General features: G+C 70.3%; 20 protein-coding genes. 11 read left to right on the forward strand and 9 right to left on the reverse strand.

All coding sequences use genetic code 11. The annotated features are described in order from the left end of the window. Positions 1-65: 65 nt before the first annotated feature. On the forward strand, positions 66-1,769 hold the full coding sequence (locus AC3A57_RS19190) for a hydrogenase maturation protein (protein ID WP_487580372.1): 1,704 nt from the start codon (positions 66-68) through the stop codon (positions 1,767-1,769). Positions 1,770-1,949: 180 nt separating this feature from the next. Here the strand turns inward: AC3A57_RS19190 and AC3A57_RS19195 are convergent, their stop codons facing one another. The 6 genes from AC3A57_RS19195 to AC3A57_RS19220 all read right to left on the reverse strand — a co-directional run bounded on the left by AC3A57_RS19195 (position 1,950) and on the right by AC3A57_RS19220 (position 8,698). Next, positions 1,950-3,527, reverse strand: coding sequence for a DHA2 family efflux MFS transporter permease subunit (locus AC3A57_RS19195; protein WP_487580373.1), 1,578 nt, complete (start codon positions 3,525-3,527; stop codon positions 1,950-1,952). 225 nt (positions 3,528-3,752) lie between these two features. Continuing rightward, complete coding sequence (locus AC3A57_RS19200; protein WP_487580374.1) at positions 3,753-4,949, reverse strand: EmrA/EmrK family multidrug efflux transporter periplasmic adaptor subunit; 1,197 nt, start codon at positions 4,947-4,949, stop codon at positions 3,753-3,755. Then, complete coding sequence (locus AC3A57_RS19205; RefSeq protein ID WP_487580375.1) at positions 4,946-6,469, reverse strand: efflux transporter outer membrane subunit; 1,524 nt, start codon at positions 6,467-6,469, stop codon at positions 4,946-4,948. Before AC3A57_RS19205 ends, AC3A57_RS19200 begins: the two co-directional genes overlap by 4 nt. 4 nt (positions 6,470-6,473) lie before the next feature. Then, positions 6,474-6,932: a MarR family winged helix-turn-helix transcriptional regulator gene (locus AC3A57_RS19210; RefSeq protein WP_255595380.1), complete on the reverse strand. Its 459-nt coding sequence runs from the start codon at positions 6,930-6,932 to the stop codon at positions 6,474-6,476. Between the two features lie 268 nt (positions 6,933-7,200). After that, on the reverse strand, positions 7,201-7,866 hold the full coding sequence (locus AC3A57_RS19215) for a CPBP family intramembrane glutamic endopeptidase (protein ID WP_487580376.1): 666 nt from the start codon (positions 7,864-7,866) through the stop codon (positions 7,201-7,203). Between the two features lie 40 nt (positions 7,867-7,906). Next, the gene (locus AC3A57_RS19220; RefSeq protein WP_487580377.1) at positions 7,907-8,698 is read right to left on the reverse strand and encodes a cytochrome C assembly family protein; all 792 of its coding nucleotides are present in this window, start codon (positions 8,696-8,698) and stop codon (positions 7,907-7,909) included. 146 nt (positions 8,699-8,844) lie between these two features. Between AC3A57_RS19220 and ffh the strand changes: the two genes are divergently transcribed. The 8 genes from ffh to AC3A57_RS19260 all read left to right on the forward strand — a co-directional run bounded on the left by ffh (position 8,845) and on the right by AC3A57_RS19260 (position 15,808). Beyond that, positions 8,845-10,212: a signal recognition particle protein gene (gene ffh / locus AC3A57_RS19225; RefSeq protein ID WP_487580378.1), complete on the forward strand. Its 1,368-nt coding sequence runs from the start codon at positions 8,845-8,847 to the stop codon at positions 10,210-10,212. Between the two features lie 143 nt (positions 10,213-10,355). Beyond that, positions 10,356-11,402: a hypothetical protein gene (locus tag AC3A57_RS19230; RefSeq protein ID WP_487580379.1), complete on the forward strand. Its 1,047-nt coding sequence runs from the start codon at positions 10,356-10,358 to the stop codon at positions 11,400-11,402. A 292-nt stretch (positions 11,403-11,694) separates the two neighbouring features. Continuing rightward, complete coding sequence (locus AC3A57_RS19235; protein ID WP_487580380.1) at positions 11,695-12,624, forward strand: META domain-containing protein; 930 nt, start codon at positions 11,695-11,697, stop codon at positions 12,622-12,624. A 345-nt stretch (positions 12,625-12,969) separates the two neighbouring features. After that, positions 12,970-13,227, forward strand: coding sequence for a 30S ribosomal protein S16 (gene rpsP, locus AC3A57_RS19240; protein ID WP_064750149.1), 258 nt, complete (start codon positions 12,970-12,972; stop codon positions 13,225-13,227). Positions 13,228-13,278: 51 nt separating this feature from the next. Next, complete coding sequence (gene rimM, locus AC3A57_RS19245) at positions 13,279-13,794, forward strand: ribosome maturation factor RimM (protein WP_487580381.1); 516 nt, start codon at positions 13,279-13,281, stop codon at positions 13,792-13,794. A gap of 90 nt (positions 13,795-13,884) precedes the next feature. Beyond that, positions 13,885-14,718 carry a tRNA (guanosine(37)-N1)-methyltransferase TrmD gene (gene trmD, locus AC3A57_RS19250; RefSeq protein WP_487580382.1) on the forward strand — a complete coding sequence of 278 codons (834 nt, stop codon included), beginning with the start codon at positions 13,885-13,887 and terminating at the stop codon, positions 14,716-14,718. A 111-nt stretch (positions 14,719-14,829) separates the two neighbouring features. Beyond that, the gene (gene rplS, locus AC3A57_RS19255; protein ID WP_487580383.1) at positions 14,830-15,228 is read left to right on the forward strand and encodes a 50S ribosomal protein L19; all 399 of its coding nucleotides are present in this window, start codon (positions 14,830-14,832) and stop codon (positions 15,226-15,228) included. A gap of 214 nt (positions 15,229-15,442) precedes the next feature. Beyond that, a complete protein-coding gene (locus AC3A57_RS19260) occupies positions 15,443-15,808 on the forward strand; it encodes a hypothetical protein (protein WP_487580384.1) in 366 nt (121 codons plus the stop codon). Between the two features lie 49 nt (positions 15,809-15,857). Here AC3A57_RS19260 and AC3A57_RS19265 read toward each other — a convergent pair whose 3' ends face one another. Beyond that, complete coding sequence (locus AC3A57_RS19265; protein ID WP_487580385.1) at positions 15,858-17,375, reverse strand: MATE family efflux transporter; 1,518 nt, start codon at positions 17,373-17,375, stop codon at positions 15,858-15,860. A gap of 259 nt (positions 17,376-17,634) precedes the next feature. On the opposite strand from AC3A57_RS19265, the gene AC3A57_RS19270 reads away from it, so the two are divergent. Beyond that, positions 17,635-18,054 (forward strand): RNA-binding S4 domain-containing protein, encoded by a 420-nt coding sequence (locus tag AC3A57_RS19270; protein ID WP_487580386.1) that lies wholly within the window; start codon positions 17,635-17,637, stop codon positions 18,052-18,054. A gap of 357 nt (positions 18,055-18,411) precedes the next feature. Here the strand turns inward: AC3A57_RS19270 and AC3A57_RS19275 are convergent, their stop codons facing one another. Next, positions 18,412-19,035, reverse strand: coding sequence for a DUF937 domain-containing protein (locus AC3A57_RS19275; RefSeq protein WP_487580387.1), 624 nt, complete (start codon positions 19,033-19,035; stop codon positions 18,412-18,414). A 246-nt stretch (positions 19,036-19,281) separates the two neighbouring features. Beyond that, positions 19,282-21,462: a catalase/peroxidase HPI gene (katG, locus tag AC3A57_RS19280; RefSeq protein ID WP_487580388.1), complete on the reverse strand. Its 2,181-nt coding sequence runs from the start codon at positions 21,460-21,462 to the stop codon at positions 19,282-19,284. 507 nt (positions 21,463-21,969) lie between these two features. Here katG and AC3A57_RS19285 point away from each other — a divergent pair. Then, positions 21,970-22,179: a hypothetical protein gene (locus tag AC3A57_RS19285; RefSeq protein ID WP_487580389.1), complete on the forward strand. Its 210-nt coding sequence runs from the start codon at positions 21,970-21,972 to the stop codon at positions 22,177-22,179. Positions 22,180-22,236: the final 57 nt, after the last annotated feature.

The following is a 22,236-nucleotide window of genomic DNA, read 5'->3' on the forward strand; positions in this document are numbered from 1 at the left end:
GGCGCTCAGGATCGTGAACGAGAGTTGGCGGACATTCGAGCCTTCGTCGTGACAAGGAGCGTGCGATGTCGTTGCGTATCCTGTTCCTGTGCACCGCGTACAACGGCCTGGCGCAACGCGCCTGGGCCGAGCTTGGCGATCTCGGCCATCAGGTCGTCGTGCAGGTCGCCGCCGATGCGGCGACGATGCGCGCGGCGGTGGCGCGGGAGCGGCCGCAGCTGATCGTCGCGCCGATGCTCAAGTCGGCGATTCCCGAAGACATCTGGCGTCGGCACGTGTGCTTGATCGTCCATCCCGGCATCGTCGGCGACCGCGGTCCGTCGTCGCTGGACTGGGCCATCCTCGAGCGCGAACCGGACTGGGGCGTGACGGTGCTGCAGGCGGCCGAGGATATGGACGCCGGCGACATCTGGGCCAGCGCCGGCTTCGCCATGCGCGCGGCGCCCAAGAGCCAGTTGTACCGGCACGAAGTCGCCGACGCGGCGATGCGCGCGCTGCTGCAGGCGGTGGAGCGGTTCGAGAACGGCGAGTTCCGCCCGCAACCGCTCGACTACGCCCGCGCCGACGTGCGCGGCCGGCTGCGTCCGGCGATCCGCGCCAGCGATCGCGAGATCGACTGGCATGGCGATACCGCGAGCCTGCACGACCGGATCCGCAGCGCCGACAGCGCGCCCGGCGCGCGGGTGGAGCTGGCCGGGATGCGTTGCCATGCTTACGGCGCGCACATCGAACCGAGCTTGCGCGGCCGCCCCGGCGAGTTGCTCGGCCGGCGCGAAGGCGCGGTCTGCGTCGGCACCGCAGACGGCGCGCTGTGGCTGAGCCATCTGCGCGCGAAGGACGGGATCAAGCTGCCGGCGACCCAGGTGCTCGGCGAACGCCGCCTGGCCGGCGTCGCCCAGCGCCCGCCGCGGCCGGCGACCTCGGTCGCCGCGCGCCGCGACCGCGCCTACCGCCAGATCCGCTATCGAGAGATCGGCGCGGTCGGCTACCTGCATTTCGATTTCTACAACGGCGCCATGTCGACCGGGCAATGCGACCGTCTGCGCACGGCGTTCCTGCAGGCGCGACAGCGGCCGACCCGGGCGATCGTGCTGATGGGGGGGCAGGACATCTGGTCCAACGGCATCCACCTCAACGCGATCGAGGCCGCGGCCGACCCGGCGCTGGAGTCCTGGCGCAACATCCTGGCGATGAACGCCCTGGTGCGCGAGATCGTGCTGACCGAATCGCACCTGGTGATCTCGGCGATGCAGGGCAACGCCGGCGCCGGCGGGGTGATCCTGGCCTTGGCCGCCGACCAGGTCTGGGCGCGCCGCGGCGCGGTGATGAACCCGCACTACAAAGGCATGGGCGGGCTGTACGGTTCGGAGTACTGGACTTACCTGCTGCCGCGTCGGGTCGGCCAGGCGATGGCCCAGGAGCTCACCGAGGAGTTGCGTCCGCTCGGCAGCGCCAAGGCCGAACGCATCGGCCTGATCGACGCCGCGTTCGGCGCCGGCGTCGCCGACTTCGCCGCGCATGTCGAGCAGCGCGCCGAACGCGCGGCCGACCCGGTCGCGTGGCGCAAGGCGGTGGCGCTCAAGCGCCGCCACCGCGCCGCCGACGAGCGCCGCAAGCCGCTGGAAAGCTACGGCGCCGAGGAACTGGCGCACATGTACCGCAACTTCTTCGGCCCCGACCGCAGCTATCACGAAGCGCGCCGCCGCTTCGTGCGCAAGCACGCGGCGGTGTGCGAGGCACCGGCGCCGGCGGCGGAGGCGATGGCTTGATGCGGGAGTCGGGAGTCGGGAGTAGGTTAGCGGGAATCGGGAATCGGCGCTGCAGGCGCCAGGGCGTCGGTTTCGGCGTGGCTTATGAGCCGTTGCCGCACTCGATCGGGACGGGACGAAAACGCAACCGGCCGGGCGATGCCCGGCCGGTTGCGGCGTTTGGGGAGAAAGGCGAGCCGATCAGTGGCCGCCCGCGGCTGCGCCGCCGCCGGCCTTGGCGGTGAACGGCGGTTTGGCGAACCAGACGAACGCGATCACCACCAGGAACAGGATGCCGAGCAGGTGGAAGATCTCGTTGAAGCCGATCTGCGCCGCCTGCTGCGAAATCATCTGGTTCAAGGACACCGCGCCGCGCTGCAGGTCGCCGCGGCCGAGCAGGTCCACGGTCTGGCGGATCGCCGGGTCGTAGGCGCCGATGTGCTCGGTCAGTTCGGCATGGTGGATGGTGCTGCGCTGGTTCCAGCCCCAGGTGGTCAGCGAGGCGGCGAAGCTGCCGCCCAGGGTGCGGACGAAGGTCGCCAGGCCGGAGCCGGCGGCGATCTCGTGCGGTTCCAGGTCCGACAGCAGGATGGTCAGCACCGGCATGAAGAACAGCGCCACGCCCAGGCCCTGCCACAGCTGCACCATCGCCACGTGCTGGAAGTCGACGTCTAGGTTGAAGCCCGAGCGCACGAAGCTGGTGAAGGCCATCGCCACGAAGGCCAGGCTGGCGACGATGCGCAGGTCGAAGCGGGTCGCGTACAGGCCGACGAAGGGCGTCAGCAGCACCGGCAGGATGCCGATCGGCGCGGTCGCCAGGCCGGCCCAGATCGGCGTGTAGCCCAGGTTGCGCTGCAGCCACAGCGGCACCAGCAGGCCGACCGCGAAGAACGCCGAGTAGGCCAGCACCATCGCCGCGGTGCCGCTGGCGAAGTTGCGGTGCCGGAACAGGCGCAGGTTGACGATCGGATCGCGCTCGGTCAGTTCCCAGATCACGAACACCGCCAGGGCGATGGCGGCGACGATGGCCAGGACCACGATCTTGCTCGAATTGAACCAGTCCTCGTCGTTGCCCAGGTCGAGCAGCACCTGCAGCGCGCCGACGCCGACCACCAGGGTGACCAGCCCCATGTAGTCCATCTTCGGGTTCTCCAGCTTCTCCGGCCGGCCGCGCAACTGATTGCCGACCACCAGGCTGGCGAAGATGCCGATCGGGACGTTGATGAAGAAGATCCATTCCCAACTGTAGTTGTCGGTGATCCAGCCGCCGAGAATGGGGCCGGCGATCGGCGCGACCACGGTCACCATCGCCAGCAGGGCGATGGCCTGGCCGCGTTTGTGCGGCGGGTAGATCGAGATCAGCAGCGCCTGGGTGACCGGGTACATCGGCCCGGCGACGAAGCCCTGCAGCGCGCGCGCGGCGACCAGCAGGCCCATGCTGTTGGCCAGGCCGCACAGCAGCGAGGCGATCACGAACAGCATGGTCGCCCACATGAACAATTTGCGTTCGCCGAACTTGCGGGTGAAGAAGCCGGTCAGCGGCAGGGCGATGGCGTTGCTGACCGCGAACGAGGTGATGACCCAGGTCGCCTGGCTGCTGCTGCCGCCGAGGTTGCCGGCGATGGTCGGCAGGGAGACGTTGGCGATGGTGATGTCGAGCACCTGCATGAACGAGGCCAGGGCCAGGCCCAGCGTGGTCAGCGCGATGTTCGGCGGCCGGAAGCCGGCTTGCGGCGCCGGTGCGGCGGCGGGTCCGGCGTTGGCGGTGGTGGCGGACATGGATCGGCCTGTGCAGTCGGTGGGGACGCGGACGGCTGCGCTAGCGCGGCGCCGCGGTCCTTAGTCCGCCGTTCCGGCGCGGGGCCGGAACGGCGGCTTCGGAGTTCGCGCCCGGTCGCGGGGGGAGGCGAGGCCGGCGGGGGAGGAGGCCGGATCGCCGGACGACGGCGCGAACAGCGGACGAGGCACGACGAGGGGGGAGGGGCGTCGTCCGCGGGGGAGGGGTCAGCCGTGCTGGGCGCCGTTGGGCAGGTTCTCGCGCACGATCTTGTCGATCATCGAATCGGCGTCGTGCAGTTGCCTGGCGTAGGCATCGGTGGCCAGCACCGGCTTGGCCGGCGGCGCGCTGGCGAGCACCGCGCCGGCCTGGTCGCGGATGCTGACGTCGACGTGCATGCTCAGGCCCAGGCGCAGCGGATGCTCGGCCAGTTGCTTGGGATCCAGTTCGATCCGCACCGGCACGCGCTGGATGATCTTGATCCAGTTGCCGCTGGCGTTCTGCGCCGGCAGCAGCGAGAACGCGCTGCCGGTGCCCAGGCCGAGGCTGGTCAGCTTGCCCTGGTAGACCACGTCGCTGCCGTACAGGTCGGCATGCACTTCCACCGGCTGGCCGATGCGCATGTCGGCGAGCTGGGTTTCCTTGAAGTTGGCTTCGACCCAGACCTGCTCCAGCGGAATCACCGTCATCAACGCGGTGCCGGGCTGGACCCGCTGGCCCAGCTGCACGCTGCGCTTGGCGACGTAGCCGTCGACCGGGGCGACGATCGCCGAACGCTGCAGGTTCAGATAGGCCTGACGCAGTTGCGCGGCGGCGGCGGCGACCTGCGGCTGCTTGGCGACCGTGGTCGCATCGACCAGGGCGCGGTTGCGCGCCAGGGTGCCGCGCGAGGACGACAGCGCCGCTTCGGCCGCGGCCAGTTCGTCGCGGGCGTGGGCCAGCTCTTCGGCCGAGACCGCGCCGCCGGCGACCAGGCCTTCGCGGCGCTTGACGTCGGCGCGGGCCTTCTGCACCGCGACCTGGCGCGCCGACAGATCGGCCTGGCCGGCATCGACCGCGCTGTACAGGCCGCGCACCTGGCGCACGGTATTGGCCAAGTTGGCCACCGCCTGGTCGTAGGCGACCTGGGCGTCGTTGGGGTCGAGCTGCACCAGCACCTGGCCGGCGCGCACCTTCATGCCGTCGTCGGCGCCGATGCTGACCACCGTGCCCAGGGTCTGCGGGGTGATGTTGACCACGTTGCCCTGGACGTAGGCGTCGTCGGTGTCCTGGTGCCAGCGCAGCACCAGCAGGTAGTACGCGGTCCAGGCGACAGCGGCGATCACCACCACGGTGAGCAGGATCAGCAGCGCCTTGCGACGCTTGCCGTTGGCCGGCGCGGCGGCGGCCGCGGTCGCGGCTTGCGGGTTGATTTCGGAGGTCATGGCGTGGGGGCCTTGGCGATGGCGTGGATCGAAGAAGGAGCGGCGCGTTCGGACAAAGGCGCGACCGGGTCGGGCGCCTGCAGCGGCAGGCCGCCGCCGAGCGCGCGGTCGAGCTCGATGCTCGCCGCCAGGCGCTGCGCGCGCAGGCCGGCGAGCTGTTGGTCGAGCTGCAGCAGGGGACGCTGCGCGGCGAGCACGTCGAGCTGGGTGCCCAGGCCGGCGCGGTAGCGGGTGCTGGCGATCTGCCAGGCCTGCTGCGCGGCGTCGCGCGCCTGCTGCGCGGAAGCCAACTGGCCGTCGAGCGAACGCGCCGCCTGCAGCGCGTCGGCGACTTCGCGCAGCGCGCCGACCAGGCTCTGGTTGTAGTTGGCGACGGCGAGGTCGTAGTCGGCGTCGCGCCCGGCCAACTGGTTGCGCAGCCGGCCGCCGTCGAAGATCGGCAGGCTGATCGCCGGGCCGCCCTGGACCAGCAGCGCGTCGCGGCTGAACAGGTCGGACAGCCCACCCGAGGCCAGGCCGACGAGCGCACTGAGATTGACGCTCGGATAGAACTCGGCCTTGGCCGCTTCGATGCCGTGCGAGGCGGCTTCGACTCGCCAGCGCGCGGCGACCACGTCGGGACGATGGCCGAGCAATTGGCTCGGCAACACTGCCGGCACGGCCGGGGCCTGCGCGGCCAGCGCGGCGGGACGGGCGATGGCCAGGCCACGGTCCGGGCCCTGGCCGAGCAGGGCGGCCAGGGCATTGCGCAGCGCGTCGATCTGCTGCTGGGCGGACTGGATCTGCTGGTCGGCGGCGGCGCTGGCGCTTTCGGCGTTGCGGATCTGCAGTTGGTTGTCTAGGCCGGCCTTGACCCGCTGGCGACCGAGCGCGAGCAGGTTCTGCGCGCGTTGCCGCTCGGCCTTGGCCACGTCCTGGGCCTGGAAGGCCTGGGCCAGCGCGACATAGTTGCGGGCGAGGTTGGACGACAGGGTCAGGCGCGCGGCCTGGGCCTCGACTTCGGCGGCGCGGGCCTGGCCCAGCGCGGCCTGCCAGCGCGCGCGCTGGCCGCCCCACAGGTCGGGGCTGTACTTGAAGCTCAGCGACAGCACTTCCACGCCGCTGTACTTGCCGCCGAGCGGTTCGGGGGCGACGGTCTCGGGCAGTTGCAGGCCCGAGTACTGGGCGCTGGCGCCGAGGGTCGGCTTGCGCGCCGCGTCGGCGAGGCCGGCCTGGGCGACCGCCTGGCGCACGCGCGCGTCGGCGGCGTCCAGGCTCGGGTTGCCGGCCAGGGCCTCCTCGATCAGCGCGTTCAATTGCGCATCGCCGAACCCGGTCCACCAGTCGGCGCGCGGGAACGCGGCGTCGGACAAGGCGGCGTCGGCGAAGCTGCGCTGCGCGACCAGCGTGTCGGCGTCGAGCGCGCGGCCTTCCGGAGCGAGGCCGCGGCTGCTCGCGCAACCGGCCAGGATCAGCGCCGCGACGAGCGGCGCCAGCACGAATGGCAGCCCGCGGCGCGGGCGAGGGGCGTGGCGGGTCATGGGCTCAGGAACCGGTAAGGGTGAGGTTGTCGCGCACCTGTTCGAGCAAGCGGTGCAACTGGTCGCGGTCGGCGTCGCTGAGGCCGGTCATGGCGCGCTCGCGCACGCGCCGGCCGCAGGCGTCGATGTCGGCCCAGATCGCGGCGCCGGTTTCGGTCAGGTGGATGTTGAGCGCGCGGCGGTCGTCGGGATCGGCGACGCGAGCGACCAGGCCGCGGGTTTCCAGCTTGTCGAGCAGGCGGGTCATGGCGCCGGGGTTGAGCTGGGCGGCGCGCGCCAGCTCGGTGACCCCGGCGGTGCCGATGGCCAGTTCCTTGAGGGTGATGAACTGGCTGAAGGTCAGGTCGTGGCCGGCCTGGGCCAGCTCGCGTTCCATTTGCGCCCACATCGCATCGCGGACCTGGCGGAACAGCAGGCCGAGGTTGGAAGTCGAGCAGACGGGGTTCGGGGGCAGGGTGGTCATGGCGCGGGATGATCTGCGCCTGCGCAATAGTTGTCAATGCAAATATTGTTCTTGCAAAAGACATGTTCAGCAAACATCGAACGAGCGTGCGGAAACGCCGTCGCTTTGCGACTTCGCGATAAATATTTGATTTATGGATTTAAATTCTGGCTTTGCCGGGGGCGGGCGGCCCCCGGGTCTGAGCCGGGGGATGCGGACTTTCCCGTGCTACTCGCCAAAACAGGCAAGGCGCCGAAGGGCGAAGGGCAGGCGATCCGGTCCGCCGGGCTCAGGCGGCGCCCAGGGCCCAGGCGTCGAGCACCACATGCGCCAGCACCAGCGGCCATAGCCGGCCGGTGACTGCATACAGCCAGGCATAGCCCAGGCCCATCGGCACGATCGCGATCACGCCGACCTCGCCCTGGTAAAGGTGATAGGCCAGGCGGATCGCCGTGCTCAGGTGGATCGCGGTCCACATCCCGCGCTTGCCGCGCATCGCCGAGATCAGATAGCCGCAAACCAGGGCCTCTTCGTAGAAGCCGTTCACGACCGAGGCCGTCAGCACCAGCGGCCAATTCATCCCGGTCTGGACCGGCACGGCTTCTTCGACCGCGCGGGTCGCCAGGCCGACGCTCGCCGCCACCGTCTGCATCAGCCAGAACACCAGGGCGGTGGCCAGGGCCAACGACAAGCCGGGCAGGACGTCGCGCCACGACGGCGGCGGCCCCAGCCGCGCCCAGGTCCAGCCGCGTTCGCGCAGGAACAGCCCGATCATCGCCAGGATCGGCAGTTCCATCCACAGCACGCCGATCAGCCAGTTGGGGTCGATCGGCTGCGGCGCTTGCGGCGGGGCGAGCAGCAGGCTCAGATTGGCGTAGATCGTCCAGCCGAACGCCAGCGTCAGCACGCCGACGAACTCGCTGCGGTCCGGCAGCGCCCTGATCCATCCCCCCATGCGACGCCATCCTTAGGTCGGGCCTCGCCGACCGTTACGGTCAGACCCGCTGCAGCACCAGTTCCAGGACGAATTTGCTGCCGAAGAACGCCAGCACCAGCAGGATCATCGCCGCCAGGGTCCAGCGCACCGCGACCGCGCCGCGCCAGCCGTAGCGCCAGCGGCCCAGCAGCAGCCCGCCGAAGGCCAGCCAGGACAGCACGCTGAGCACGGTCTTGTGCACCAGGTGCTGGGCGAACAGGTTCTCGACGAACAGCACCCCGGTCAGCAGGGTCGCGGTGAGCAGGGCGAAACCGACCCCGATGGTGCGGAACAACAGGCTTTCCAGTTCCACCAGCGGCGGCAGCGCGCGCAGCCAGCGGTGGAACTCGCGCCGGCGCAGGGCGCGTTCCTGCGCCCACAGCATCAGCGCGAACAGGGCCGCGACGGCGAGGGTGGCGTAAGCCAGCAGGGCCAGCCAGGCGTGCAACTGCAGGCGCCAGTCCAGCGGCTCGGGGTGCTGGACATGGCCGTAGGCCTGATAGCCCAGCAGCGTCAGCGCCGCCAGCGGGAACACCACCACGCCGAGCGCGGCCATGCGCCCGGAGGCGCCGACGATCGCGGTCAGCACCGCCATGCCCAGCCCGACCAGGGACAGCGCGGCGAAGAAATGCAGGTCGGCGCCGCCGGCGCTGCGCCAGGCCAGCAGGTGCGCCAGGCCATGGCCGAGCACGGCCAGATTGGCCGGCAGCAGCCACCAGCGAGCGCTGCGGCCGTCGCCGTTGCGCACCGCCGCGACCAGTTGGCCGGTCGCGACCAGGTAGAGGGCGACCGCGATGAGAACGATTGTCATCGCCGCAGTGTGGCATAAGGCAGGAGCGAGCGGAGAGGAGCGAGGAGTGAGCGGCGGGGCTTTCGCTCGTTCCTCGCTTCTCGCTCCTCTGCGCTCACTTCCCGCCCCCGCTATACTTCCCGCCCCGTCGTTCGCCCCAGCCCCTCATGTTCGAATCCCTGACCCAACGCCTGTCCGGCACCATCGAGCGCCTGCGCGGCCGCGGCCGTCTGACCGAAGAGAACATCCGCGAGTCGCTGCGCGAAGTGCGCATCGCCCTGCTCGAAGCCGACGTCGCCCTGCCGGTGGTGCAGGCGCTGATCGAGCGGATCAAGGTGCGCGCGGTCGGCCAGGAAGTGCTGAAGTCGCTGACCCCGGGCCAGGCCCTGATCAAGGTCGTGCGCGACGAGCTGACCGCGGTCATGGGCTCGCAGGCCGCCGACCTCAACCTCAACGTGCCGGCGCCGGCGGTGATCCTGATGGCCGGCCTGCAGGGCGCGGGCAAGACCACCACGGTCGGCAAGCTGGCCAAGCACCTGCGCGAGCGGCGCAAGAAGAAGGTGATGGTGGTCTCGGCCGACGTCTATCGGCCGGCCGCGATCGAGCAGCTGCGCCAGCTCGCCGAGCAGGTCGAGGTGCTGTTCTTCCCGTCCAGCGCGTCGCAGAAGCCCGAAGAGATCGTGCGCGCGGCGATCGCCGACGCCAAGAAGTCGTTCGTCGACGTGCTGCTGGTCGATACCGCCGGCCGCCTCGCCATCGACGAGGCGATGATGGCCGAGATCAAGGCGCTGCACGCCGCGGTCGCCCCGGTCGAGACCCTGTTCGTGGTCGACTCGATGACCGGCCAGGACGCGGCGACCACCGCCAAGGCCTTCGCCGAGGCGCTGCCGCTGACCGGCGTGGTGCTGACCAAGACCGACGGCGACGCCCGCGGCGGCGCCGCGCTGTCGGTGCGCTACGTCACCGGGCGGCCGATCAAGTTCATCGGCGTCGGCGAGAAGCCCGACGGCCTGGACGTGTTCCACCCCGACCGCGTCGCCAGCCGCATCCTCGACATGGGCGACGTGCTGTCGCTGGTCGAGCAGGTCGAGCAGCAGGTCGACAAGGACAAGGCGCAGAAGCTCGCCGAGAAGGTCGCCAAGGGCAAGAAGTTCGACCTCAACGACATGAAGGACCAGCTCGAGCAGATGCAGAACATGGGCGGCCTGCACGGGCTCATGGACAAGCTGCCGGGGATGGGCCAGATCCCGGATGCGGTCAAGAACCAGATCACCGGCAAGGAAGTGCCGCGGATGGTCGCGATCATCAACTCGATGACCAAGAAGGAGCGGCGCAATCCGACCCTGCTCAACGGCTCGCGCCGGGCGCGCATCGCCAAGGGCGCCGGCCTGACCCCGGCCGACGTCAACAAGCTGATGAAGCAGTATCAGCAGATGGAGAAGATGATGAGCAAACTCTCCGGCGGCGGCATGAAGGGCTTGATGCGCGGCATGCGCGGGATGATGGGCGGCCGCGGCGGGATGCCGTTCCGCTGAGCGGCCGCGCCGCGAACCCGGCGCACATCGTTACAAAAACGCGACGGCGGCCTTCGGGTCGCCGTTTTTGTTTGTGCCGATCGGCCGCGCATCACGTTCGGCCGGCGTCGCAACGCTTGTGCGGCGGCGTGCGCTGCGCACACTTGCTGCGCGCCGCGGCGGCGCGCCGGTTTCGTCTTCGCTCGGGACGCAGGGCCGCCGCCGACGGCGCGTTCTGTTCCGGTTCGTTTTTCATCGTTCGCGAAGCATCGCGACGAATCAACAAGGATATCCAACGCATGATGCAGTCGTTCCCCATTCGCGGCGCGCTCGCGCTCGGCGTCGCCGCCAGCGGCCTGTACGGCGCGCCGCAGACGGCCATGGCCGCTTCCAGCTTCGCCTATGTCAGCGAGGCCGGCGATCCGGTCGGCGGCGGACAGCGCGCAAGCCATACCGACGCCAATGCGCAGTTCCGGTTGTACGGTACGGCCGAAGCCGCCACGCTCGAGGTCTCGACCGGCGACAAGCTCTGGCGCGTGCGTCTGGCGCCGCCGCCGGGCGAACGCCTGCGCCAGGGGCGCTATTACCTGGCCGAGCACGTCGATACGCGCACCGGGCGCGCAGCGGGGGTTTCCGTGTCCAGCGCCGGCAGCGGCTGCACCTACGCCTGGGGCACGGTGCAGATCCAGCAGATCGCATTCGACGATATCGGCACGATCAAAGGGCTGGAGGCGGTGGTCCAGCAACGCTGCGATCACGACGACATGCCGCTGTTGACGGTGGCGATGCGCCACGGCGTGCCGCCGCTGTCGTTCAAGATCAAGGCGACGTCGGGCTCGCCGAATTGGCCCGGCTTCGACCTGGGCTACGCCGGAGACATGTCGGTGTTCTCGCTGGGCGGCACCGACACCTTGATCAGCTACACGGTCGCCGGGCGCCAGAACCGCTGGCAGTTGCAACTCGCGCCGCCGACCGGCAAACGCCTGGTCAAGGGGACGTATGCGCTCGCGCCCAGGGCCAGCGCCAATGCCCTGGGGCTGGAGATGACATCGCGCCAGTACGGCATCGGCGCTTGCGAGGGATTGTCCGGCACCTTGCAGATCAACGACGTGCGCTACACCGGCGGCGCAGCGACCGCGTTGTGGGCGCAGTTCGAGTACCGCTGCTCGGACAACGACGTGGTACGCGGCGTCATCCGCCACAAACTCTGACCGGCCCTGGCTCTCGGTCGAAGGCCGGCGCGGATGCGCCGGCCTTTTTTTGTGCCCGATCGAAAGCGGCGCGCGAGTTGCGACCGCGCTTCGCATCGAAGCCGGCGGTCGCCGACGAGCGGGTGCGCGGTTCTCGGCCAGCGAGACCCGCGCTGCCGATCCTATGCCTGCACGACGCGGATCACCGGCCTTCGCGCCCATCGCAGGCAAGGCCGCGCCTCTTCCCGCCGTCGTCGCGCAGCCGCATGCACTCGCCGCCACCGCGCGGCGCACACACACGGAGGTCGTACGCATGGCTTTGAAGCAGCGCAGTTCCCGCAATTCCCGCAATTCCCGTCTGGCCGGCGCGTTCGCGCTGGCCCTGATCGGCGTCGCCGCCGCGCCGGTCGCCGCCGCCGATGCCTTGTACTCCTACGTCAGCCAGGCCGGCGATTACATCGGCGCCGGCCAGTCCAAGGTCTACACCGACGCCGATTCGACCATCACCGTGTCCGGCAACGCCCAGGCCTTGTCGATGAACGTGCGCTCCGGAGTCGACAACTGGCGCATCGACCTGGCCGCGCCGCAGGGGCAGAAGTTCCAGCGCGGCCGCTACTACTACGCCGAGCGCTCGGCGTTCCGCACCGGCCTGTCGCCGGGCATCGACATCGGCGGCAACGGCCGCGGCTGCAACGAGACCTGGGGCTCGGTGTACATCCAGCAGATCGAGTTCGACGCCAACGGCGCGGTGACCGCGCTGGAGGCCACCGCGCTGCAGCGCTGCGAGCGCGAGAGCGCGCCGTTGCTGGCGGGCGTGCTGCGCTACAACGTGCAACCGCTGGCGCTGAGCCTGGACAGCGACGTCGGCGACTACATCGGCGGCGGGATCAAGAAGAGCTACGCCGGCGACACCAGCATCTTCCTGCTGCAGGGCAACAACCGCTATTTCAGCTATGCCGCTTCGGGCCAGCGCGACGACTGGATGGCCTTCGTGCAGGCGCCGACCGGCAAGACCCTGGCGCCGGGCACGTACCCGATCGCGCGGTTCGCCGACACCACCCGGATGGGCTTCGACTTCGGCGGCAACGGCCGCGGCTGCAACCGGATTTCCGGCACCGCGACGATCAAGCAGATCCAGTCCGACCCGGTCACCGGCCTGGTGACCCGGCTGCTGATGGATTTCGAACAGCATTGCGAGGCCGGCACCACCGCCCTGCGCGGCACCATCCGCTACAAGGCCTGAGCCGGCGCCCGCGAGGGGGCGGGCGACGGGGCGCCGGTTCCCTCCGGGGGGAGGGGGCGGCGCAAGGGCGGGGCAGCAGACCCGCCCGGCCGGCATCGAGGGAGCGAGCCGGCCGCGAGACCCGGCAGGCGGGCGCCAGGGACGGCGATCGCGGCCGGGCGCGGATCGGGGAGGCCGGGCAGGGACGCCCGGCGCTCCGGGCGCTGTGGGGCTTGCGGGGCGGGGTGTCCGGGAGGAGCCGATGGCGCCGAGACCCGGGCAGGTTTGCTCAAGCCCTCGAATCGGTTAAACTTTCCGGCTTACCCCGTCATTCCGACGGCTGGGCAACACAGGAAAGCAACCCTCATGGTCAAGATCCGACTGACCCGCGGCGGCGCCAAGAAGCGTCCGTTCTACCACATCATCGTCACCGACAGCCGCAGCGCCCGCGACGGCCGCAATATCGAGCGCGTCGGTTTCTACAACCCGGTGGCCGCCGGCAACGAAAAGCGCGTCGAGCTCGACCTCGAGCGCGTCAAGCACTGGGTCTCCAAGGGCGCCCAGCTGACCGACAAGGTCGCCGACCTGTACAAGCAGGCCGCCAAGGCCGCTCCGGCCGCCTGATCCGGCGGGCCGCGCACCGTTCTTCGGCACGCGCGGCCCGACCTTCGCATCATGAGCGATACGACGCGCCGCATCCTGTTGGGCAGGGTGCTCGGCGCTTTCGGCATTCGCGGCGAAGTCAAGCTCGAGTCCTGGACCGAGCCGCGCGCCGCGATCTTCCGTTATCAGCCCTGGACCGTACGCGACCCGCAAGGGCGCGAAAGCGAGTTGTCCGGGGTGCGCGGGCGCGAAAGCGGCAAGTACCTGATCGCCACCTTCCCCGACGTGACCGACCGCAACGCGGTCGAGGCCATGCGCGGGACCGAAATCTACGTGCCGCGCTCGGCCCTGCCGCCGCCCAAGCCGGGCGAGTACTACTGGGTCGACCTGGAAGGCCTGCGCGTGGTCACCACCGAGGGCGTGTCGCTGGGCACCGTCTCGCATCTGTTCGCGACCGGCGCCAACGACGTGCTGGTCGGGCGCGACGACGAGCGCGAGCGCATGATCCCGTTCGTGATCCCGCAGTACGTGCTGTCGGTCGATTTCGAGGCCAATCTGGTCACGGTCGATTGGGATCCGGATTTTTGAGCGGTCGGCGGATAGGCCAGGCGCTGGCCAACGCCAAGCTCCGCTCTGCTGTCCGCTGACTCCCGACTCCTATTCGCCAGTTCCTAGCCCATGCGCATCGACCTGATCAGCCTGTTCCCCGAATTCGTCGCCCAGTGCGCCGCGTTCGGCGTGGTCGGGCGGGCCGGCGAGCGCGGTCTGTTGGCGCTGCACGGCTGGAATCCGCGCGACTACGCCGAGGGCAACTACCGCCGGGTCGACGACCGTCCGTTCGGCGGCGGCCCGGGCATGGTGATGCTGATCGAACCGCTGCGGGCGGCGATCCGCGCCGCGCGCGCCGCCGATCCGGCGCCGGCGCGGGTGATCTATCTGAGCCCGCAGGGCGCGCGCCTGGACCAGGCCAAGGTGCGCGAACTGGCCGGGCACGAACGGCTGATCCTGCTGTGCGGCCGCTACGAGGGCGTCGACGAGCGGCTGATCCAGGCCGAGGTCGACGAGGAATTGTCGATCGGCGACTACGTCCTGTCCGGCGGCGAGCTGGCCGCGGCGGTAGTGGTCGACGCGGTCGCGCGGCTGCAGGATGGCGCACTCAACGACGCCGAGTCCGCGGTCCAGGACAGCTTCGAGGAGGGCCTGCTGGACTGCCCGCACTACACCCGCCCGGTCGAGCACGAACTGGGCTCGGTGCCGGCGGTGCTGATGTCGGGCAATCACGCCCAGATCGCCAAGTGGCGGCGCCAGCAGGCGTTGGGCCGGACCTGGCAGCGCCGCCCGGACCTGCTCGACGAGGCCGCGCTGTCCAAGGCCGACCGCCAGTTGCTCGCCGCCTACCGGGCCGAACTGGCCGCCCAAGCCGCCGCCGGGGCGGCCGAAACCGTTTCCACGCCCGATCCGGCCGTCGCGGCCGGCGGCGAGACCGGCCGGGATTCGGGCGCCAGCGCCTGAGCCCTAGCCATCCGGAAAAAAACGCCGCTATAATTAGCCGCTTAGCTGTACCCATGCCATGACGCGGGTCCACGTGCACTCGCGCAACAACTAATCCAACAGGCCGCACCCATGAACAAGCCGTCGATCCACACCCTGCTGCAGAATTTCGAAGCCGAACAGGTCCAGCGCCAGCTGCCCGACTTCAGCCCCGGCGACACCGTCGTCGTCAACGTGAAGGTCAAGGAAGGCAACCGCGAGCGCGTCCAGGCCTACGAAGGCGTGGTCATCGCCAAGAAGAACGCCGGCCTGAACTCCTCGTTCACCGTGCGCAAGATCTCGCACGGCTTCGGCGTCGAGCGCGTGTTCCAAACCCACAGCGCCGTGATCGATTCGGTCAACGTCAAGCGCCGCGGCAAGGTCCGTTCGGGCAAGCTGTACTACCTGCGCGGCCTGGAAGGCAAGAAGGCGCGCATCAAGGAAGATCTGGCCGCCTACGCGCGCGCCAAGAACGCTCCGACCGCCGAGTAATCGTCGTCGTCGAGCTTGCGCCGCGCGCATCGCGCGACGCCCGCAACGGCCGCCTTCGGGCGGCCGTTTGCGTTTGTGGCCGCGGGCCGGGGCCTTCCCCGCCAACGGCCGCCGCGCGGCGCTGTGCGCGGAGCGCGGTTCGCGCTAGATTCCCGACGCGGCCTGTGCGCCCGCACCGTTGTCCATCACGCCGCCCCCGCGGCAGGAGCGCATCGTGAATCCGGGTCTGTCCGAAGGCGACATCTGCACCTATCTGCGCAGCGACGGCGTGTGGGGGTTTTTCTGGGTGCAGCGCATCGACGCGCTGGCCGACGGCCGCGACGCCCTGTCGCTGCGCAAGTTCGCCGTGCACGCCCGCGACGAGGTGCTGCGCGAGCACCTGGACGACGTGCGCGAACTCAAGAGCAAGCCGCTGCAAGGCCACTTCCCGATCGTCGGCACGCGCGTGGCCGAAGTGGAACCGCGGGTGATCGGCTCGATGCCGGTAAGCGAGGCCGACCTGGAGGGCTATCGGATCTGGCGCGCCGCCTACGAGCAGGGCGAGGCCGGGGTGTTCACCGTGGCGCTGGAAGATATCTGAGTCCGCGCCGGCTGCGCTCGGTTCCGGCGCGACCGGGCGGCCTGCGTCGTCAGTCGGCCTTGGCCGGCGCGGCGACGGGTTCGGCCTGGTCGGGACAGGCGTCGGCGACCGGCGCCGGAGGCTGTGCCGGCACCTCCGCAGGCGCGGCGATGGTCTGCGCGGCGACCGGTGCGGCGATGCGTTCGGGCGCGGCCATCATCCGCGCCTTGCGCCAGCCGCCCCAGCGGTAATAGGCGATCGACATCAGCATCGAGCACAGCGCGCTGACCGGGAAGCTCCACCACAGCGCGTCGGTGCCGAGTGCCGGTTGCAGCCAGGTCGCGAACGGCACCCGGATGCCCCACAGGGCGAAGCCGAGGATCAGCAGCGGCGGAATCACCGCTCCGGTAGCGCGGACCACGCCGGAGATCACGAAGCTGACGCCGAAGAACAGGAACGACCACACCGAGATATGGTTGAGGTGGCGGGCGATCTCGAACGAGGCGCTGCCCTCGGGCAGGAACAGCGCCAGGGTGTAGCGGTCGAGCAGGATCAGCGGCGCGATCAGCGCGCCGGTCATCAGGAAATTGAACATCGTGCCGGTGCGCGCCGCCGCGCCGACCCGGTCCCAGCGTCCGGCGCCGACGCTCTGCGCGGCGATCGACGAGCAGGCCGCGCCGATCGCCATCGCCGGCATCTGCACATAGGTCCACAGTTGCAGCGCGGCGCCGTAGCCGGCGGCGGTGGCGGTGCCGTGGGCGTTGACCAGCGAGATCATCGCGATCATCGCCAGCGAGATCAGCATCATCTGCAGGCCCATCGGCACGCCCTTGACGATCAGCGCGCGCAGCACCTCGGCGTCGATCTTGAGCAGGTGCGCGTCCTGCCGGCCCAGCCACAGCGCGTGGCGCTTGCGCCGCAGGTGCAGCAGCATCGCCGCCAGGCTCACGCCCTGGGCGAAGAAGGTCGAGGCCGCCGAGCCGGCGATGCCCAGCGCCGGCACCGGTCCCCAGCCGAAGATCAGCAAGGGGTTGAGGACGATGTCCAGCACTACCGACAACAGCAGGAAGCGGAACGGCGTGCGCGAATCGCCGGCGCCGCGCAAGGCGGCGGAGATGAAGGCGAAGGCGTACAGGAACGGCATCGACAGGAAGATCACCCGCAGGTACTGCTCGGCCAGCGGCAACGCCGCGGCCGGCGTGCCCATCGCGCGCAGCACCGGGTCGGCGAGGAACCAGCCGGCGGCGGCGATCAGCGCCGACAGGCCGATGAAAAAACTGGCGCTGGTGCCCATGATCCGGCGCGCGCGGGCGAGGTCGCGCGCGCCGGTGGCCTGGCCGATCAGGATCGTCGCGGCCATGCCGATGCCGAAGATCGAGCCGATCAGGAAGAACATGATGTTGTTGGCGTTCGCGGTCGCGGTCAGCGCGGCCTCGCCGAGGTAACGCCCGACCCAGATCGAGTTGACCGAGCCGTTGAGCGATTGCGCCGCGTTGCCGGCCATGATCGGCAGCGCGAACGAGATCATGGTGCGGCCAATCGGGCCTTCGGTCAGCAGATGGCTGCCGCGGGCGGGGCTGGTGGACATGAGGCGGTCCGGACGGGGATGCGGAAGTATGCCGCCATCGCGGTGAGCGGACCGTGGCCGCAGGCGCGGCTGCGGGATATCCCGCGCCTTCGCGTTTCCATTGTCGTCGGTGGCCGTCCGCGCGCGGCGCGGACGGGATCCGCAGGCGCGAGCGGGCGCGGAAGGAGGCCGCCGCTGCGCTTGCCGGTCGTCCGCCGCTGCGCGCCTGCGGTCGCGTTTCCGCTGTCCGGGAACGGTCGCGGTGGTATCGTTCGCGACGATGAGCGACCAGCACGATTCCAAAGGCGCGCCGCAGGCGTCGGTCCGTCTGGACCTGTGGCTGTGGGCGGCGCGTTTCTTCAAGACCCGCAGTCTTGCGCGGCAGGCGGTGGAGACCGGCAAGGTCGACGTCGGCGGCCAGCGCGCCAAGGCCTCGCGCGCGGTGCGCGTCGGCGATGCGATGCGGGTGGCGCGCGGCGAAGAAGTCTTCGAGATCGTCGTGCTCGGCCTCAGCGACACCCGCGGCCCGGCCAGCATCGCGCAGACGCTGTACTCCGAAAGCGAGGCGTCGCGCCTGGCCCGCGAGGAGGCGCGCGCGCTGCGCGCGGCCGAACGCACCGGCTATCGCGCGCCGGAGACCAAACCGGACAAGCGCGCGCGGCGATTGATCCGCGCGTTGGGCGATATCGATGCGACCTGAGGCCTGATTCGCCGCGCCTGCCGTTCGCCTGCGCGCTCCCCAGACGCCATGCCCGCGAAGGCGGGCATCCAGAGACTTCAGAGTCTCCTCGCGATGACGCCCTGGGTATTCGGCTACGCCGGAGTGAAGCGGAGCCCGTCTTCGCGGGAACGACGGCAGGGGGGCGACGGAATCCGCGCCTCGGGTTTGCCTGCGGACCTCCCAGCCGTCATCCCCGCGAAAGCGGGGATCCAGAGCCGTCAGCGGCATGCCTGGATCGGCTGCGATGGCGTCCGGCCCACGCAGCCCCGAACGCGCGAACGGCCGCGCGAGGCGGCCGTTCGGCTGACGCCGGCGCGGGCGCCGGAGCAGGGGAACTCAGCGCTTCCCGCCGAGCAGGCTGCCGCCGATCTTGAGCAGGTCGCCGAGGCCGAGCTGGCCGTCGCCGTCCTGATCGAGCACCGCGCCGAGCAGGCCGCCGGTGGCGTCCTGCTGCTGGATGCGTTGATGTTCCTGGCCCAGCACCTGGCCCAGTTGCTGCGGCGAGGCCGCGGCCTGGTTGCCGCCGGAGAGCATGCGCTGGGCCAGGTAGGACAGCACGATCGGGGCGAGAATCTTCAGCAGGGCATTGGCCTGGCTGCCGCCGAGCCCGGTGCTCTGGCCCAGGCCCTGCGCGGCGGCTTCTTCGCGGCCGCCGAAGATGTGGCCGAGGATGCCGGCGCCGTCGGTCTGGCGGCTGCTGGCGCCGCCGAGCACCGCACCGAGCACGTTGCCCAGATCCAGCCCGCCGGCGCCGGCGTGATCGCGCTGCAAGGCGCCGAACAGGGCTTCCGCGCCCTGCGGCTGGCTGGCGTTGCGGCCGAGCGCGCCGAGCAACAGCGGCAGCGCCGCGCCGACCGCGTTCTGGGTCTGCGGCCCCGACAGGCCGAGCTGGCTGCTCAGCTGCGCGAGCGGCTGGCCCTGGAGTTGGTTGAGTAGATCGTCGGTCAGCGAAGCGCTCATCGGGGTCGTCCGTTGCGAGGAATCCAGATGCTAGCGTCGGCCGGTGAGCTTGAGGTGAGATTCGCGGGTTTTTTTCCCAGGCACATTAGCCCGCCGATGGACGGCATTCGACGACGATGGATGGCGTTCGCGTCGGCGCAAAAAAACGCCGCCCGGCCGGAGCCGGGCGGCGGAGGTCGCGGGCACGGCCCCGCGACGGGGACGCGTTGCGGGCGCGGCAGTCACGCCCGCTGCGGTGCGGCCCGGTCAGGCCAGTTCGAAACGATCGGCGTTCATCACCTTGTGCCAGGCCGCGGCGAAGTCGTGCACGAACTTCTCCTTGGCGTCGCTGCTGGCGTACACCTCGGCCAGGGCGCGCAACTGCGAGTGCGAGCCGAACACCAGGTCGACCCGGGTCGCGGTCCACTTCAGCTCGCCGCTCTTGCGGTCGCGTCCTTCGAAGCTGTCCTTGGCCTCGGAGGTCGCCTTCCACACCGTGCCCATGTCGAGCAGGTTGACGAAGAAGTCGTTGCTCAGGGTGTCGGCGCGATGGGTGAACACGCCGTGCCGGCTCTGCCCCGCGTTGGCGCCGAGCACGCGCAGGCCGCCGACCAGCACGGTCATTTCCGGCGCGCTGAGGTTGAGCAGCTGCGCCTTGTCGATCAGCAAGGACTCGGCGCTGGCGCCGTACTTGCCGCCGAGATAGTTGCGGAAGCCGTCGGCGATCGGTTCGAGCACGGCGAAGGAATCGACGTCGGTCTGCTCCTGCGAGGCGTCGGTGCGGCCCGGGGTGAACGGCAGCTTGACCGCGACGCCGGCGTTCTTGGCCGCCTGCTCGACCCCGGCGACGCCGGCCAGCACGATCAGGTCGGCCAGCGAGACCTTCTTGCCGCCGTTTTGCCCGGCGTTGAAGTCGCGCTGGATGCCTTCCAACGCCGCCAGCACCTTGGCTAATTGCGCCGGCTGGTTGACCTCCCAGTCCTTCTGCGGCGCCAGGCGGATGCGCGCGCCATTGGCGCCGCCGCGCTTGTCCGAGCCGCGGAAGGTCGAGGCCGACGCCCAGGCAGCGGAGACCAGGTGCGAGACCGGCAGGCCAGAGGCGAGGATCTTGTCCTTCAGCGCGGCGACGTCCTGTTCGTCGATCAGCGCATGGTCGACGGCCGGCACCGGGTCCTGCCAGATCAGTTCCTCGGCCGGCACCTCCGGGCCGAGGTAGCGCGCGCGCGGGCCCATGTCGCGGTGGGTCAGCTTGAACCAGGCGCGGGCGAAGGCGTCGGCGAACTGGTCGGGGTTCTCGAAGAAACGGCGCGAGATCTTTTCGTAGGCCGGGTCGAACCGCAGCGACAGGTCGGTGGTCAGCATGGTCGGCGCCAGGCGCCGGTTGGGATCGTGCGCATGCGGAATGGTGCCGGCGCCGGCGCCGTCCTTGGCCACCCACTGGTGGGCGCCGGCCGGGCTCTTGCTGAGTTCCCACTCGTAGCCGAACAGATTGGCGAAGAAACCGTTGCTCCACTGGGTCGGGGTGCTGGTCCAGGTCACTTCCAGGCCGCTGGTGATGGCGTCGCCGCCGAGGCCGCTGCCGTAGCTGCTGGCCCAGCCCAGGCCTTGCTGTTCGAGTTCGCCGCCTTCCGGCTCGCGGCCGACGTGCGATTCGGGGCCGGCGCCGTGGGTCTTGCCGAAGGTATGGCCGCCGGCGATCAGGGCCACGGTTTCCTCGTCGTCCATCGCCATGCGGGCGAAGGTCTCGCGGATGTCGCGCGCGGCGGCGATCGGGTCGGGGTTGCCGTTGGGGCCCTGCGGATTGACGTAGATCAGGCCCATCTGCACCGCGCCGAGCGGGTTTTCCAGGACCCGGTCGCCGCTGTAGCGCTTGTCGCCGAGCCAGGTGGTTTCGGCGCCCCAGTAGACGTGCTCTTCGGGCTCCCACACGTCGGCGCGGCCGCCGGCGAAGCCGAAGGTCTTGAAGCCCATCGACTCCAGGGCGACGTTGCCGGCCAGGATCATCAGGTCGGCCCAGGAGATCTTGTTGCCGTACTTCTGCTTGATCGGCCACAGCAGGCGGCGCGCCTTGTCCAGGTTGCCGTTGTCCGGCCAGCTGTTGAGCGGGGCGAAACGCTGCTGGCCGGCGCCGGCGCCGCCGCGGCCGTCGGAGATGCGGTAGGTGCCGGCGCTATGCCAGGCCATGCGGATGAACAACGGGCCGTAGTGGCCGAAGTCGGCCGGCCACCACTCCTGCGAGTCGGTCATCAACGCGTGCAGGTCCTGCTTCACCGCGGCCAGGTCCAGGCTCTTGAACGCGGCGGCGTAGTCGAACTCCTCGCCCATCGGATCGGACTGCGGACCCTGCTGGTGCAGCATCTTGAGGTTGAGTTGGTTCGGCCACCAGTCGCGGTTGGAGGTGCCGCCGCCGGCGGCGTGGTTGAACGGGCATTTGCTTTCGGTCGACATGGTGTAGGCCTTTGACGGTGAAGGGACGACGGTGGGAATCGTTGCGGCGGACGCCGGCGAGCGGGCGGCACGCCGCGCTCGCGATCGTTCTAGGAGGGGGGAGGGAGGACATCGACAGGCGCGGCGGCGCTGCGTTTCGCTGCGGCGCAGCACGCAGCGACGGCGACAGCCGCGTTCGGGGCAAACACACGTTGTGCGTCCTGCTGGCTCATCGCTGGCGGTCCGTGTCTTGGGGACAACGGGACGATAGGGCGGCGCGATCTCGATGTGAAATCGATCCTTTCGACGTATCCGATAGGGCTGGGCTATGACAGGGCGCGCCTGCCGGATGGCGCCGTCGGGCGATGATGCGAGCGTCGCGTTTGCGGCGATGTGACCGTGCGCGGGAATCGCGTCGCCGCGCCGTCGTCGCAGGCCGCGCAGTCGGTCGCGGATCGCGGTGCGGCGGGTGCCGATACTGGCGCGGGCGCCAGCCGGCGTCCGACCCTGTCTAAGGAGAGATGAGGAATGAAGCGTATCGATGCGACCCGCGCGGCGTTCGTCGCGCTGGTGTTCGGGCTGGGCTTCGGCGCCACCGCGTTGGCCTACGACCCCTATTGCTACAGCACCTGCCAGGAACTGTTGAACGATTGCCGCGCGCAGGTGCCGCCGGGCGGCAGCACCGCCCATTGCAGCCGCGCCTATCGGGAATGCCTGGCCGGTTGCGAAGCCGGCTGATGCACCGGCGCGGCGGACGTATGCGCCCGCCGCGCCGTCGGCGCCGCGCCGCCGGCG

The organism is Lysobacter sp. Soil_C_15, assembly GCF_057657315.1.